A 16,432-nucleotide genomic window follows, 5' to 3' on the forward strand; every position below is an offset into this window, starting at 1 on the left:
GTTCCGGGGGTCAGCTGTGCCACGACCGCCACAACGCCGCGTAAGTGCCTTGTGCCGCAAGAAGATCTTCATGACTCCCGAGTTCCGTGAGCCTCCCGTGCTCCAGCACCGCGACGCGGTCAGCGTCGTACGCAGTGTGCAGGCGGTGCGCGATCGCGATCACCGTCCGGCCTTCCAAGACCGCGGCCAGGGATCGTTCGACTCGGCGCGCCGCGTTCGGGTCGAGCATCGCGGTGGTCTCGTCGAGGATCACCGTGCGCGGGTCGGCCAGCAGGACGCGCGCGAGCGCGATCTGCTGTGCCTGAGCGGGATCAAGCGAAGGGTCGCCGCGGGTTGGGTCGCCGAGTTCGGTGTCCAGGCCGTCCGGCAGCGGGTGCGTCCAGCCGACTGTCTCCAAGGCCCAGGCGAGGCGGTCGTCGGAGGCAGCGGGGGCCGCCATGGCCAGGTTGTCCCGGAGGGTTCCGACGAACACGTGGTGTTCCTGCGTGACCAGCAGCGCCCGGTCGGGAGCGAGCCGGTGCACATCTACGCCGCCGAGAGTGACACTGCCCGTTCGCGGGGCGTCCATTCCGGCCAGCAATCGGCCCAGCGTGGATTTGCCCGCGCCGGACGGGCCGACGATCGCCAGCCGTTCGCCGGGGTGCACGGTCAGGTCCAGGTCGTGGAGGACGTCGGCGGTGCCGCGGTAGGCGTAGCGCAAGGCCTTGACTTCGATCCGGTCGTCGACGGGCACGGCCCGAGCCGGCTCGTCGTCGGCCGCGGCTTCGGCGACGCCTTTGATCCTGGCCAGGGACGCACCGCTGCTTTGCAGTTGCTCCAGCCAGAACAGGACGTGGTCGAGCGGGTCCACGAGCTGCCACAGGTACAGTCCGGCCGCGATCACCGCGCCGAGGCTGAGCAGCCCGGCCCGGTGTGCGGCACCGCCGCCGACGAGGGTCACCGCGACGGGGATCGAGTGGGCGAAGACTGTTCCGGGGATGAACACCGTGCGCAAGGACAACGTCCGCATCCGGGCCGCATACGAGGCTGAGATCGCGCGTTCTGCCGCGTCGATTCGCTGTTGCCGCAGGCCGAACACCTCGACGGACCGGGCTCCTTCGGCGGTGGCGGCCATGGCGTCGGCGAGCGCGGAGTTCGCTTCGCCTTCGGCGAGGTAGGCGGTCCGGGAACGGTTGAGATACCACCGCGTCACGCACCACATCAGCGGGATGCCCGCGAGCGCGCACAGGCCGAGCAGCGGATGCAACGCGAAAACGGCGCCGAGGATGAACACCGCTTGCACCACCGAGACGAACAGGTCGGGGACGGCGTCGCGCAGGGTCCCGCCGACCTGCGCGACGTCGCTGGAGCCCCGGGTGATCAGATCGCCGACGCCCGCGCGTTCCACCACGGACACCGGCAGGGCGAGAGTGTCGTCCACGAATCGCTCGCGCAGGCTGGCCAGCGACCGTTCCCCGAACCGGAAAGCCGCGTACCGCGCGAACCGGGTGACCAGCAGCTGCGCCACGGCGAAGGCGACGATAGCGACGGCCAGCAGGTCCACAGTGGACACTTCAGCGCCCGCGGCGACCCGGTTGACGATCTCGCCGACGAGCCACGGGGCGGCGAGGCCGAGCGCCGCTGCCGCGCAGTTCAGGAGGACGATCACGGTCACGGCGCGCGGGTCGGCGCGGAGGAGCCGCCGGGCCTCGTGGCGTACCGCGCGGTTGTCAGCGACGGGCAGCGAGCCGTTCACACCTCACCTCCGCGAGCGACCAGCGCCCGATACCCAGGCTCCGACCCCAGCAGCTCCGCATGCGAACCCGCCGCGACCACCCGTCCGTCGCTCAACAAAGCGACCCGATCAGCCTTCGCCAGCAACAGCGGCGACGTGCTCACCACCACCGTGGTCCGCCCTCGCCGCGCGGCCCGGAGCCGGTCCGCGATGAGCGACTCGGTATGCGCGTCCACCGCCGCCGCCGGGTCGACCAGCAGGAGGACGTCCGGATCCGCCAGCACAGCACGCGCCAGCCGCAGCCGTTGCCGCTGGCCGCCGGACAGGCTCCAGCCCTTGGCATCCACTGTGAACGAAAGCCCGGAAGCCAGCACGTCTTCCGCCGCGGCGACCTCCAGCGCGGCGGTGATCGCGTCGTCATCCCGTTCGGCGGCAAGGGTTTCGCGGAGAGAACCACCGAACAGGTACCCGTCGACATCGCTCAGCACGACCCGGCGGCGCACCTCGGCCAGCGAAACCGCGCTGAGGGGAACGTCGCCCCACCGGACGTCCGAGTCCGTCAGCCGAGCGAGCCGTTCCAGGACCGCGGCGGCTTCGGCCGTCGTCGAGGTCGCGAGCACCAGGAACTCCCCCGCGCGCACCTCCAGCCCAGAGACACAGTCAGCCATCGGCGCCTGCCCCGGCGGGCCCGAAACCGCACCAGGACCGTCGGTGACCTCCGGGCGCAGCACCAGGATCCGCACCACCCGCCGCGCGGCCACCAAACCGAGGCTGATGTCCCCCGCGCCCTCGATGAAGTACGACACGGGCACCACCAGCACGGCCACATACCCGTACACCGCGACCAGTTCGCCGATCGTGATCTCCCCCGCCGCGGTCATCCGGGCCGCGATCCACGTGACCGCGCCCAGGAACAGCGCGGGCAGGCCCACACCGAGCGCCTGGATCCAGCTGATCACCGCGCCGATCCGGTTGCCTTCCGCGCGCAGGGCCTGCGAAGCCCGCCGGTAACCGCCCGCGAACCGGTCTTTTCCGCCGATTCCGCACAGCACCCGCAGTCCCCCGGCGATGTCGGCGGCCCGGGTCGTCAGCGCCGCCTCCTGCCGCCGGTACTCGGTCTCCACGTGCTGCAGCCGCCTCAGCAGCGGTCCGGTGAGCACGACGAGCAGCGGCACCCCGAGCAGGACCACGAGCGCCAGCGTCGGCGACACCGAGAACAGCAGCACCGCGACCACCGCGAACGCCACGATGCCGCCGAAACCGGGGCCGGTGACCGTCAGCGCCCAGCTGATCCGCATGACGTCCGTCGCCGAGATGCTGACGACCTCACCCGCCGAGACCTTCCGCGGCAGAGTCGCGCCGACGTCGACGGCCTGGCGCGTCAAGGCCCGCACGGTGCGAAAGGAAGCGTCCATCCGGACCTGGGTCATGGTGCGGTGCCGCACCGTCTCCAGCGTCGCGTTGACCGCACCGATGCCCACGATCGCGGCGGCCCAGCCCAGCAGAGCGGCCATGCTCCCGCCGCGCAGTCCCTCGTCGACGGCGCGCGACAGGAAGTACGGCGGCAGCATCAGGCAGCCCATCCACGCCGCGCTCACCAGGCCGCCGGACAGCACCCGGCCGGGCTGGCACCGCACCAGCCACCACAGGTAGCGGCCCGGACCCCGGGTGTCCGGGTCAGGCACCGGCACCGTCCTGAACCGTCACCAGCCCCTTCGCCACCAGAGTGTCCACAGTGGAATGCAGTTCGCCGGCCCGCGCGTCGCCCTCGGCCAACCGGCGCAGGACCTTCTCCTCGTTGTCCCCCAGCGGGTGCACGCGCGAGTGGTGGCGATCGAGGGCGATCGTGATCGCCAGCTGGGACTTCTCAAAACCCGCGTGCGAGGACTCGGAGCCGTCGAAGTGGACCGCGCCGGAGTTGGCGACCAGGACGCGGTGCAGCACGACGCCTTCGGCCAGCGAAAGTTTCGCCTCGGCGGGCAGCGGATCGGCCGCTTCCCCGCCGCCGTCGAAGAACCTCCGGAACGCGTTGGGGCCGAAGCGGGCGTTGTAGAGGATGTCCTCCGGCACGTCGATCAGCGCGACCTCCGGGTAGAGCCGCTGGATCCGCTCGGCCAGCCCGGTGGAGACGCCGGTGTCCTCCTCGTAGTCGAGGTGGTACCAGCGGCGCGCCGGGTCGTCCTTGACGGTGATCCCGTACACCTCGGGCTCGTCGGCGATCGGCGCGCCCTTGAGCAGCCGGAACGTGCCCGCGTCGGCGCGGCCGATCACGTGCCGGTGGTCGCGCACGAAGCGGTAGGTGTCCTCCGCCTCGGCGGCGGTCTCCGACGGGAAGTCGCTGAACACCCCGGCTTCGACGGAAATCCCGGCGGTGTGGCACATCGCGAGGATATCCGCCATCCGCTGCGGGGTCGTGCCCTTGTCCATCGCCTTGAGCACGCGTTCGTTGGCGCTTTCGAGCCCCATGTAGAGCCGGACGCACCCGGCTTCGCGCATGGTCGCGAACACCTCCGGCGTGAAGCCCTTCTCGAAGCGAGCGACGCCGTGCCAGCTGATGTCGGTCCGCCGTTCCAGCAACGCCTCGGACAGCGACCGCAGATGGGCGGGCAGCATGACGTCCGCCTCGAAGGAGAACACGTCTTCGCCGGTCGACGCGACCACGGACGCCACGTCCTCGGCGATCAGTTTCGGCGAGCGCATCCGGTAGGGCGCGATCTTGATGAAGGCGTAGTTGCAGAACGCGCACCGGTTGAAGTAGCAGCCGCGCGTGGGCATCATGCAGATGACCCGTTTGGGCGCGAAATAGTCCTTCAGCGGCAGCATGGTGAAATCCGGGGCGGGCAGCCAGTCCAGGTTGAGCTGGTAGGTCGGGTCGAGCTGCTCCAGGACCGCGCCGCCGGCATAGCGGACGATGTTGCGCACCGACGCCGGGTCCCGTTCTCCGGCGAGGGAATCCGCGAAGTGCAGGAGAGTTTCGTCGGCCTCGCCGACGAGGAACGAGTCGAGCCAGCGGCCGAACCGGGCGTCGGCGGTGAGCACTTCCCGGCCCCACGTGATCACCGGCCCGCCCGCCGTGACGTGCACGCTCGGGTCCTGCCGACGGATCTCCTCGGCGAGCAGGAACGCCGGGATCAGCTGCGAGAAATACGGCACCGACAGGCCGATCAACCGCGGTTTCCGCGCCAGCAGCGACGGAACGGCCACGTCGCGGAAGTAGCCCGCGAGCGGTCCGGCCTCGGTGTCGACCGCGTGCGCGACCTCCTCGTAGCTGTCGTAGGTCGCCTGCGAATAGGAGTACTTGCCGAACCGCGACTCCGGCTGCCCCGCGGTGATCAGGTCGCCGGCGAGGTGGAAGATCCGCTTGGCGTAGAGGAGTTTCGCCGGATCGTAGAAGTCGACCGGATCCCGCAGGATCCGCCGGGACTCGGTGATGTTCGCGACGACTTCGGCGGCACCGCCGTCTGACACCGCCGCGAGCGGTTCCGGCCGCAGCAGGTGGTCGAAGGCCTCCAGATTGAGGTCGCGGAGCTCGACCTCGTCGTGCCCGCCGCGCCGGAGCACCGCGCCGAGCAGCGGCAGCGCGCCGTGCGGCAGCGAAGGGTCCGCCGCGGGCGGGAAGACGAGCGTTACCGGGAGGCCCATGACCGCCCTCCTCGTGTCTGGGCCCGGTTCCGGCGGGCGCGGGCCCGCCGGTCGGCCGCTTCGAGCGCCGTGTCCGCGGCCTGGCCGTCCAGGAACGCCGCGAACGCGCGCACGGTGGGATAGCGGAACAGGTCGACGAGCCGGGCGCGGCCGCCCCACTGCCGTTCGATCCGGCCGTGCAGGACGGTCAGGGCGAACGAGGTGCCGCCGAGGTCGAAGAAGTTGTCGGCGACCGCGACCGGGCGACCGTCCAGGACCTCGGTCCACAGCCGGGCGAGCTCTCGTTCGGTGTCGGACCAGGTGCTTTCCTTGACCGCTGGCTCATCGGACGCCGCTGCTTCGCGGATTCCCTTGCTGAGCGACGGGTCCAGCGCGGGTTTCTCGCCGGTGGTCACCAGCGCGGCGATCCATTCGAGGTACGCGGCGAGCAGCCGGTCGATCCGGTCGGACTCGTACAGCGCGCGGTCGTAGAGGAGTTCGACGCCGAATCCGTCCTCGTGGCGTTCCACGTAGACGGTCAGGTCGAACGCGGAGCCAGGCTGTCCGGCGGGCAGGGTTTCCGTGGCGACGCCGGGCAGGACGAGCTCTCCGGGCGCGAAGCCGTAGACGTTGAAGAGCACCTGCACGAGCGGACCGCGGGTGGATTCGCGGGGCACGCGCAGTTCGGCGACGATGCGTTCCAGCGGTGCGGCGGGGTGCGCGAGGGCGGCCACGAACTCGGCGGCCGCACGGCGAACCGTGTCGGCGAAGTTCCGCGTCTCGTCGGCGCGGCACCGCAGCGGGGCGATCTCGACGAAGAAGCCGACCAGATCGTGGAAGGCGACGTGGCCGCGGTCGGCGACCGGGGTACCGAGCACGAGGTCGTCGCGGCCGGTGACGCGGTGCAGCAGCTCGGCGAACGCCGCGAACAACACCACCGAGGACGTCGTGTCCACAGTGGACGCCAGCGCCTCGACCGCGGTGGAGAGGTCTTGGCCGAGCTGGCCTTTGACGAGGGCTCCCCGGTGCGTCTGCGCTGGTGGCCGGGGGTGGTCGCGAGGGAGGTCGAGGACGGTCGGCGCGTCCGAGAGATGTTCGCGCCACCACTGGAGGTCTTCCGCGGAACGACGCCGGTCGCGTTCGCTCCGCCAGGCCGCGTAGTCGGCGTAGCTGACCGGCAGCGGCGGCAGTTCGCCGGTGTAAGCGGCGGAGAGGTCACGGCAGAACGGCTCGAGCGACCATCCGTCGAACACCGCGTGGTGGAAGGTGATCGCGAGGACGTGGTCGTCCGGGGCGAGCCGCAGCAGCATCGCCCGCACCAGCGGGCCGCCCGCCAGGTCGAACGGCGCGGTGGCTTCGGCGTCCAGCTCCGACTGGATCCGCTCGACGGACGTGTCGAGGACCGGCAACGACAGCACGAACGGCGGGTCGGCCACCGCTCGGGGCGTGCCGCCGTCGGCCGGGAAGCGCCATCGCAGCACTTCGTGCCGGGCGAGGACCGCGGTCAACGCAGCTTGCAACCTCGCCAGGTCGACCGGTCCACGCAGTCTGCGGGCCATCGGCGTGTTGTACGCGGCCGAACCGGGGGCCAGCTGGTCGAGGAACCATAGCCGTCGCTGTCCCGACGAGAGCGCTGGCGGATGTCCGGTGGTCAGCTCGATCTCGTCGGTGCGGGCAGCCTGTGCGACGCGTTCGGTGAGCCCGGCGAGGGTGCGGCTTTGGTAGATGTCGCCGACCCCGACGTCACGGCCAAGCTCGGCGCGCAGGAACGCGACCATGGTCATCGCGGTGAGCGAATGTCCGCCGCTGGCGAAGAAATCCTCCCCTTCGCCGAGCAGGCCGCGCCACACGCGGGCCACCACCGCAGGCAGCGGCTCGTCCGCCGCACCGGCCGGCGCGGGTTCGCGGGCGACCAGCTCGCGGAGCCGGTTCAGATCGACCTTGTGCGAGGCCAGCAGCGGCAGCTCGGGCAGGCAGAACACCCGCGTCGGGACCATCGCGGCGGACAACCGGCTGGCGCAGTACTCCCGCAACTCCGACGGCTCCACCGTCTCCGGTACGCAGAACGCCACGACCGTACCGGAAACCGTGTCCGCGACCGCGTGCCGGACCTCCGGGTGCGCCCGCAGCGCGGTCTCGATCTCGCCGAGTTCCACGCGCTGACCGCGGATCTTGACCTGCCGGTCCAGCCTGCCGAGGAATTCCAGGTCCCCGTCCGCGTTGCGGCGGACGAGATCGCCGGTGCGATACGCCCGCCCGCCGCTGCCGAACGGATCGGCGATGAACCGTTCCGCGGTGAACCCCGGCCGCCCGAGGTAGCCACGAGCGAGCCCCGCCCCGCTGATCAGCAGCTCGCCGGGGGTCCCAGCGGGGACCGGGCGCAGCTTCTCGTCCACCACGTGCAGCCCGTGCTCCCCCAGCGCGCGGCCGATCGGGATCGGCCGCGTCCACTCGCCGCGGGCGTCGAAGGAGGACACCATGACCGTGGTCTCGGTCGGCCCGTAGCTGTTGAGAAACCGGCGGCCCGGCACGGTCCACCGCGCGACCTGCTCCGGTCCCGGCGCCTCGGAACCCGTCCCGAGCACCGTCAACGCGGGCAGTCCATGCGGTTCGACCAGCGGCAGCACGGAAACCGGCAGGTTCGCGTAGGACACCTCGTGGGCGCGCAGGAATTCGTGCAGCCGGACCGGATCCAGACGGTCGGCCTCGGCAATGAGCGCCGCCTCCGCGCCGAACGCGAGCGCGACCCCGATCTCGTGCAGCGAGAGGTCGAAACCGCACGAGGCGAAGGCCAGGACGCGGGCGTTCCGGTCGAGCCCGACCCATTCGGCGGCGGCTTCCAGGTGCGCGATGAGGCCGCCGTGTTCGAGCGCGACGCCCTTCGGCTCACCGGTGGAGCCGGAGGTGTACATCAGGAACGCGAGGTTGTCCGGGTCGATCTCGACGGGGCTGGCATCCGTTGCGCTTTCCTGCCGGAGGCGCGGAATACTGTGGTGCGCCAACGCTTTCTCGCCGTCGTCGTCGACGAGGACCAGCGTTGGCCGGGCATCGGCGAGGATGGCGTCGCGGCGATGGCGAGGGTGGGACAGCTCCAGCGGCAGGTACACCCCGCCCGCCAGCATGATCCCGAGAAGGCCGACGATCATCTCCGGCGTCCGGCGCTGGCACAGGCCTACCGGGGTCTCCGGGCCGACGCCGTGGGTACGCAGCGTCGCGGCGAGACCGGTGGCCGCCGTGGCCAGCTCGGCGTAGGTCAGGCTGCGATCCCACTGGCGCACAGCGATCGCGTCGGGATGTTGCTGTGCGTGGGCCAGCACCCGCTGTGGCAGAAGGGTCATTCGGCCGTCTCCGGATCCCGCAGCTGAACACGCAGCTCCGACAGGTACGTCCGCCCTTCGGCATCAGGCACCCACGCGTGCTCCGGCCCCGGCAGCAGTTCGGTGAGCGTCAGCGCGCTGTCCGCTCCGGTGCGAGCGGCGGCCCGCAACGCGGAGCAGAATCCCGCCACGTAGACCGGGCTGGTGAAGTCGACGTAGAGCGGTTTGCCCTCGGTCGCGAACTTGGCGAAAACCCGTTCCGGCAGGCCAAGCTCGCGCCGCCAGCGCCGGACCGCCAGGTATCGCGAGCAATGCCCCTCGACCTCGGCCAGCCCGGTCTCGCCGACGGTCGTCCGCCAGCTCTCCCGGCACACCACCAGCCGATCCACGGTGATCCGCGGCGTGTGCGGTCGCGCGGTGGCCGAGCGGAACGCGTCGACCGCCCGCATCATCAGCAGCTCGGAGAACAGATCGAGCACTGGACGGCGGAAGCCGGGCCCGTGCACGAGGAGTTCGCCGTCGTGGTCGGTGACGGCCAAAGCGGCGATGCGCACCAGCCGATCGGGATCAGCACCCGGTGCGTCGACGAAGCCGAACTGACGGTCGTCGGCGTTCTCCAGGCAGCGGTTCACCCGCGCGGTCACCCGTGGCCACGTGGAAGGGAACAGCGGCAGCATCCGGCCGGAACCGAGGTCGTTTCGCAGATCGGCGCGCAACTGCTCGGGATCGGGGTGGACGCGGACGGTGACGCCGGAGTCGAACGTCGGCCAGGAAACGTGCAGCTCGCCGAGGACGGCGAAGAAGTCCCCACGGCGCAGGGCGTCCAGGTTCTCCGCGCACAGCTGGAGATCCGGGCTGTGCAACCTCGCCCCGGCCCAGCCCGGCCGGTCGGCGGGGAACAGCGTCTCGACGTCGAGGCTGGCGCTGGCGCGGCGGACGTCCTCGGACTGGGTGTCGAGCGCGAACAACGCCGCCCACCGCCGGGAGAACTCGGCCAGCACGGCGGCGACCGGTCCGTCGTCCTGGCCGAAGAGCACGCCGCGGGCGAGGTACCACAACTGTCCGAACGGGACCTCCCGGCCGCCGCTGTCCTCGGCCAGGTCGGCGTGCAGCCTTCTAAGTCCACTTTGGACGGCGGCAGCGAGTTCGGCGGTAAGCCAGCGCGCGAGGTGGGCCATCCGGGTGAGCGCGGGACCGAAGCCGTCCAGCAGGCCGGTACCGAAGCTGAGGTCCAGGTCCCGGATTGTGTCCTCGTAGCAAGGAGTCCGGCCCGCATACATCTCGCCGGCACGCTGCCGTGGTTCGCTTCCGGTCACCGCGGTGACCACGTCGTCCAGTTCCGCGAGGACGGTCAGCAACGCGTCGGCGTCGCCCGCAGCCTCGGCCACGCGCGCCCGTGCCCGGTCGAGACGCTCGAGCCCGGCGAGCGCGTCGTGCCGGATCCGCTCGTCGCCGATCGCCTCGATTCCCTGCTGCAGCGTGGATTGAGCGGTGTGGTTCAACGGCAGGTCGATGCCCCACGACACCAGCGAACGGTCGTGCAGGTCGGCGAGCATGCGTTCCAGATCGACCCGCTCCGCAAGAGTTCCGTCGAGCGCGGTGAGGACTTCCCGTGCGGGACGGCCGTCGCAGCAGGCGAGCAGCTGCGCTTGCTGCGGGGTGAGGGTGCGGGCGGGTTCGGTGGGGTGCAGCAGCCGGGTTCCGTCGAGCGCGAGGTGCGGGGGCAGCCGGACCGGGAGCCAGGACCGGGTCTCGCTGTCTTCGGCCAGGTGCCGGGCGTACGCGTCCAGCACCCAGTACTCGAGGTGGGTCGCGCGAGCCCGGACCAGGCGCGGGCCGATCCCGGAGGTGACGATATCCGGCCCGGAGGTGATCTCGGTCCAGCTGACTGGCCCGAAGAAGCCGATCGTCTCGGTTTTGGCACAGTAGCGCTGCCAGTAGCGGGCGAGCAGGTCCTCGTCCCGGCGGCGGCGCCGGTTCAGCCGCGCGGGCTCGGTCTCGGCCGCGATCGAATCGGCCACGCGCAGAACGCGCGCGTTCTGCCACACGAGCGCTTCGCGGAACAACGGGTCGGCCGCGATCTTCGACAGCGCACGACTCCCCTGCGCGGCGGCTTCGGCGAACGCCTGCTCGGCCTCGTGCTGGGCAACGGTGCCGTCGAGATGCGCATCGACGATCGCCGCGGCTTCGGAGCAGGTGAAGGCGGCGAGTCCGTCGGCGGGGAAGCCGGTCGTGCGGAGCAGGGCCGCGCGCCAGACTTTCCAGTCGCCGCCGGGAAGCTCGACGAGGTGCGCGTCAGCCACTGGCGTCGCCCCGCATCCGGGCGACCACGCCCGCCATCGCCGCGACGGTCGGCGCTTCGAACAGCACCTGCATCGGCACCCGGACGCCGACCGCGCTGCGCACCTGCGAGATCAACTGGACCGCAGTCAGCGAGTTCCCGCCGAGTTCCGCGAAATCCTCGTCCACGCCGACCTCGGCGATCCCGAGCACGTCGGCCCACACGCGCGCGATGGCGGTCTCCAGGTCGTCGGCGGGCGCGGCGCCGGGGCCGGAAGCCATGATCGCCTCGGAGCGCTGGCGGATCCTGGCCAGCGGCACCGCGGAGACGATCGCCCGAGGCCCGAGGTCCGCGCCGAGGAGCCGGTCGAGAAGGTCCACCGCCTCTTCCGGACGCAGGCCCTCGCCGGTCGGCGCGGCGGGTTTGCTGCTGAGGGCGGCGACGTCGGTGCGGCGCATGACGAAGTCGGTGACCGTCAGCACCGGTTCGCCGCGTTCGTCCACAACGGACAGATCAGCGGTGATGACCTCGCCGTCTCGGGCACCCTGGTAGCGCGCCCAGGCCCACAGCCGCGCGGGGAACGGCCGGTGCACGACCAGCCGTCCGTAGCTCAGCGGCAGGTACTTGCCCTGTCCGTCGCTGGCCACCGAGGTGACCTCGTCGAGCACCGCCGGGTGCAGCGGCAGCCCGGCGGCCTCCGTCCGCACCGCGTCGGGGAGTTCGAACCAGGCCAAGCGGCTCGTGCCGTCGACGGCGTCGGTCGTGTGCCGCAGGCTGCGCCACCTCCCGCCCAGCGCGAAGCCGCCCGCCTTTCCGAGACGTTCGCCGTCGTAGTCCTGACGTTGTCCGCCGTGGCCGGCTCGGAGCGCGCGCAGATCGACAAGCTCAGCGTCAGCGGCGGTCCACCGTGCCCTGGCCTCGGCATGCACCCCCGACTCGCTGGCAACCTCTACCCGGTACTCCCCCGCGTCGCCTCGAACGGTGACCCGAATGCGGGCGCTCTCGTCGTCGGCGAGCACCAGCGGGCGCACGAACACGAGATCGCTGAGCTCGGCCTGATGCTGCGGCGAGGATCGCGGTACATGGTTCTCGAAGGCCGCCCGGATCAGCTCGACATGCGCGGCTCCCGGCAGGAGAGCGCGGCCTTGGTGCCGGTGCTCGTCAAGCACCCAATGCGTTGCCGGGGAAACCGTCCCGCGGTATCCGCCGTTGCCGTCGCGATGGGTCAGGATCGGGTGGTCCCAGGCCTCGCCGGGCTGGTCGAGCACGCGCTGCCATTCCCGGGGCACCTCGGTCTCGACGGCCATGCCGACTTCGAGCCACCGCCCCCAGTTGACCGACAACCGCCGCGCGGGCCACCCGCCCGCGGCACCTGCGCACGCGTCGAGGTAGGCGTTCGCCGCGCTGTAGTCGAGCTGTCCCGGTGCCCCGATCAACGCCGAGGTCGAGGAGCACAGCACGAGGAAATCCGGGGAGAGATCGCCGAACGCGGCACGGAGAAGGTTGGTGCCGAGAAGCTTCGGGCCGAGCACGCGTTCGGCTTCGGCACGGTCCCACGCCTCGATCATCTGACCGCCGGCGACGCCCGCCGCGTGCACGATGCCGTCGAGACGGCCGAACCGTCCAATAAGGACTTCCCGAACACGCGCCAGGTCTTCCGCTTCACTGACATCAGCAGCGACGACCTCGACTTCCGCACCGGCCGCCCGCATCCGGCGGATCGCCGCGACAGCCCGGCCGATGCGGTCGGTCCCGCCCAGCGCGCCCCACTCGTGCTCCGGCGGGAGACCGTGGCGGCTGGTGAGGACGAGCCTTGCCGCGACCCGCCGCGCGAGGTGCTCGGCGACGGTGATCCCGATCCCTCCGGTACCACCGGTGATCAGGTAGACGCCTTGCTGTCGCAGCGTTGTCGAGTCCACTTCGGACAGTTCGGGGACGGGTTGCTGCTCGGGAACCCACCGGCGTCCCCCGCGCAGGGCCACGACCGGATCGCCCGGGGCGGCGCGCAGTTCCGCCAGGAGAGCACCGGCGGCGCGGTCGCCCGGCCCGAGGTCGAGGTGGCGGACGCGCAGGACCGGCAGTTCGATCGGAGCGACCTCGGCGAACGCGGTCACCGTGGCGCTGGCGGGATTGACGAGGTCGGCGCCGGTGACATCGCGCGCGCCACGCGTCAGGATGTCCAGTGCGATCGCGCCGCTCTCCCCCGACTGAGCCTGCGCGGTCGTAGCGAGCGCCCGCGCACAGGCGATGAGGCTGAACAATCCGAGGTCCTGAGCGCGAAGAGGATCGGCCTCGTCGGCGTCGAGCAGCCAAGCGTGGGCGATCCGCGTCGGCATCCCGCCGCGCGCGGCAAGGTCGGCGAAGAGGCGCGCGTAGTCGTCCGGTTCGGTGGCGCGGACACAGTGGGGGTTGCCCGGCTCCTCTCCTGCGACGACAACGTCGGCACCACTGCGCCGGAGCGCCGCGACCAGGTCGGTACCGCGCGGACCGTCGCTGAAGACCAGCCAGCTGGACGGCTCGCCGGTCGCCGTCAGCGGCGCCGTCTGCCGCCAGGTCGGCACGGAAACCCAGCTGTGCTCGAGCGGTTCCGGAGCGGGTTGCGGCGCGCCCGGCGGATCGGGTTCGACGAAGTAATGCGTGCGCTCGAACGGATAGGCAGGCAGGGGCACGCGGCGTCCGGGGGCACCGATGCGGCCGGTGCGCACCGGGACGCCGACCGTCCACAAGCGACCCGCCGCGGCATACAAGGTCTCCACGTCGCCGCGAGAATCGCCAGGCGTCGGCAGGCTGGGCAGGGCGAGCGGGCCCTTCGACCGCGCCGCGCCGCGTGGCCGGATCCGCGCCAGCCCGGCGAGCTGCCGTCCGGGACCGCATTCCACCAACGCCCAGGAACCGTCCGCGAGCAGCCGCTGCACGCAGTCGCCGAAGCGGACGGTGTCGCGCAGCTGCCGGACCCAATGGTCCGGGTCGGCGGCCTGTTCCGGGGTGATCCAGTCCCCGGTGCGGGTCGAGAGGTAGGGCCGGTTGGGGCGGCGCAACGACACCGCCGCGACCTCGGCACGGAAGTCCGGGAGAACCCCGTCCATCAACGGCGAGTGGAAGGCGTGCGAGGTACGCAGCTCTCGGTTCTGGATCTTCTCCGCGGACAGCTTCGCGGCGAAGTCTTCGACCGCTTCGGCAAGCCCGGCGACCACGCAGGCCCCCGAGCCGTTCACCGCGGCGAGCGACAAGCCGGTGGGCAGCCATTCGCGGAGCCGGTCCTCGTCCATCGAGACGGCCAGCATGGCTCCCGGCGGCGCCTGCTGCATCAGCCGTCCTCGCGCGCACACCAGCCGGACCGCCTCGGGCACGGTGAACACCCCGGCTTCGGCAGCCGCCACGTACTCGCCGACCGAATGGCCGATCATCGCCTCGGGCTCGACGCCCCACGACCGCCACAACCGGCTCAAGGCGTAGCCGACGGCGAACAGCGCGGGCTGCGCGAACTGGGTCTCCTCCGGGTGCGCGGCGAGCAGCTCTCGCAGGTCAGCACCGAGTTCTGCCCGCGCCAGCTCAAGACATTCGTCCATTGCGGACCGGAAGACCGGTTCAGCGTTGTGCAGTTCATCGCCCATGCCCGGGTACTGGCTGCCCTGTCCGGAGAACAGGAACGCGACCTTCGTGGCGGGATCGGCGACCGCTGCGGCGGGGCGGGCCAGCGCGCGGGCAAGGTCTTCACGAGTCCGCGCGACCACTGCGGCGCGGTGCGAATGCTCGTCCCGCCCGGCGCGCAACGTGTGGGCGATGTCGGTGAGACTCAGCTCGGGAGAGTCCGCGACATGCTCGACCAGTCGTGTCGCCGCCGTCCGCAGGGCGCTTTCAGTCTTGGCGGACAACGGAATCAGCGCGACGTCCCCCGCTTCAGTGGCCGCCAGCACCGGCGGTTGTTCGACCACCAAATGCGCGTTCGTGCCGCCGAAGCCGAACGAACTCACCCCCGCCCGGCGTGGCCCGGCCGCCTCCCAAACCCGCGCGACTGTGTTGACGGTGAACGGCGAGTTCGCGAAATCGATGTCCGGATGCGGCGCGGTGACGTTCAGCGAAGGAGGCAGCATCCCGTGGGACACCATCAGCGCGGCCTTGATCAGGCCCACCACCCCGGCCCCCTGGCTGAGGTGGCCGATGTTGGACTTGGCCGAGCCGATCGCGCACCGCTGCCCGTCGCGCGGCTCGCGGCCGAAAACCTCGGTCAGCGCGGCGATTTCGATCGGGTCGCCGAGCCGGGTGCCGGTGCCGTGCGCCTCCACGTAGCCGATGTCCGCCGGAGTCACCCCGGCCACGCTCAACGCCTGCGCGATCACCGCGGTCTGGCCCTTCGGCCCGGGAGCGGTGAAGGACACCTTCTCCGAGCCGTCGTTGTTGACCGCGTTGCCGAGGATCACCGCGTGGACGTGGTCACCGTCCTCGATCGCCTCCGACAACCGCTTGAGCACGACGGTCCCGCCGCCGCTGCCCCAGACCGTCCCCGACGCCTGCTCGCTGAACGGCGCGCAGTGTCCGTCGCTCGAATCGACACCGCCGACGCGCGGCAGGTAGCCGCGATGGTGCGGGAGTTCGATGTTGGTGCCGCCCGCCACCGCCAGGTCGCATTCGCCGGAGCGCAAGGCTTCGCAGGCGAGGTGCACCGCGACCAGGGACGTCGAGCACGCGGTCTGCACGGTCATGCTCGGGCCGCGCAGGTCGAGTTTGTACGAGGTGAAGGTCGCGAGGTAGTCCGGCGAGTTGCCGACCATCGTCAGGCCGCGCCCCGCCGAATCCCAGATCCGCCGGTTGCCGCGGATGTTGCGCCAGAGATAGTCGTCCACGCCGGTGCCGCCGTAGACGCCGACCTCGCCGCGGACCCGGCCCGGCGGATGGCCCGCGTCCTCCAGCGCGGTGTGGCACAGCTCGAGGAACAGCCGCTGCTGCGGGTCGGCCAGCTCGGCCTCGCGCGGGGTCATCCCGAAGAACGCGGCGTCGAAGCCCGCCATGTCGTCCAGCACCGGCGCGGCCGGGACGAACGCGGGGTCGTCGAGCTCCTCGACCGGCACGCCGGCGGCCAGCTGCTCGGCGCGGGTGAACCGCCGCACCGATTCGACCCCGGCGGTCAGGTTGCGCCAGAACCGGCGGACGTCCGCCGCGCCCGGCACCCGGCAGGCCATCCCGACGATCGCGACCGGTTCGACGGCCGGGCCGGGGTCAGCGGAGTCACCGATGGCCATACCGCCTCACTCATCGCACACGTCGGCCGACAACCTTCTCGTCGCCAGTAGATCCAGGCCTCCCGCGTGCGTCCATGCTTTCGGACCCAGGCGAAACCACGGTGGCGAACGGGCGAACGCGGTTACCGTGAGCCCCGTTCTCCCGCGAAAGGACCCAGATTGACCGAGAATTCGGCCCGGGTGCCCCGCGTCGTCGTCGCCGGGAGCGGATCCCTGGCACGCAGTGGGTGTTTTTCGCTTGCCCTGGCGAGGATTCCCG

The 16,432-nt window shown here is 71.4% G+C and carries 6 protein-coding genes; all 6 read right to left on the reverse strand.

The features are described from left to right. Window positions 1-10 precede the first annotated feature (10 nt). From ACFORO_RS10845 to ACFORO_RS10870, 6 genes are read right to left on the reverse strand one after another with little or no spacing between them, the layout of a single operon-like run. Window positions 11-1,735, reverse strand: a complete 1,725-nt coding sequence (locus tag ACFORO_RS10845) for an ABC transporter ATP-binding protein (RefSeq protein ID WP_377868613.1) — start codon at window positions 1,733-1,735, stop codon at window positions 11-13. After that, window positions 1,732-3,399: an ABC transporter transmembrane domain-containing protein gene (locus ACFORO_RS10850; protein ID WP_377868612.1), complete on the reverse strand. Its 1,668-nt coding sequence runs from the start codon at window positions 3,397-3,399 to the stop codon at window positions 1,732-1,734. Before ACFORO_RS10850 ends, ACFORO_RS10845 begins: the two co-directional genes overlap by 4 nt. Next, window positions 3,392-5,356 carry a B12-binding domain-containing radical SAM protein gene (locus tag ACFORO_RS10855; RefSeq protein ID WP_377868611.1) on the reverse strand — a complete coding sequence of 655 codons (1,965 nt, stop codon included), beginning with the start codon at window positions 5,354-5,356 and terminating at the stop codon, window positions 3,392-3,394. The genes ACFORO_RS10850 and ACFORO_RS10855 overlap by 8 nt, the downstream gene beginning before the upstream one ends. Beyond that, window positions 5,341-8,673: an amino acid adenylation domain-containing protein gene (locus ACFORO_RS10860; protein WP_377868610.1), complete on the reverse strand. Its 3,333-nt coding sequence runs from the start codon at window positions 8,671-8,673 to the stop codon at window positions 5,341-5,343. The genes ACFORO_RS10855 and ACFORO_RS10860 overlap by 16 nt, the downstream gene beginning before the upstream one ends. Further along, entirely contained in the window at window positions 8,670-10,955 is a 2,286-nt protein-coding gene (locus ACFORO_RS10865; RefSeq protein WP_377868609.1) for a lantibiotic dehydratase, read from the reverse strand. The genes ACFORO_RS10860 and ACFORO_RS10865 overlap by 4 nt, the downstream gene beginning before the upstream one ends. Then, a complete protein-coding gene (locus ACFORO_RS10870) occupies window positions 10,948-16,173 on the reverse strand; it encodes a type I polyketide synthase (RefSeq protein ID WP_377868608.1) in 5,226 nt (1,741 codons plus the stop codon). Before ACFORO_RS10870 ends, ACFORO_RS10865 begins: the two co-directional genes overlap by 8 nt. Between the last annotated feature and the right edge of the window lie 259 nt (window positions 16,174-16,432).

This window comes from Amycolatopsis halotolerans, assembly GCF_042647905.1.
GTDB classification, from domain to species: Bacteria; Actinomycetota; Actinomycetes; order Mycobacteriales; family Pseudonocardiaceae; genus Amycolatopsis; species Amycolatopsis halotolerans.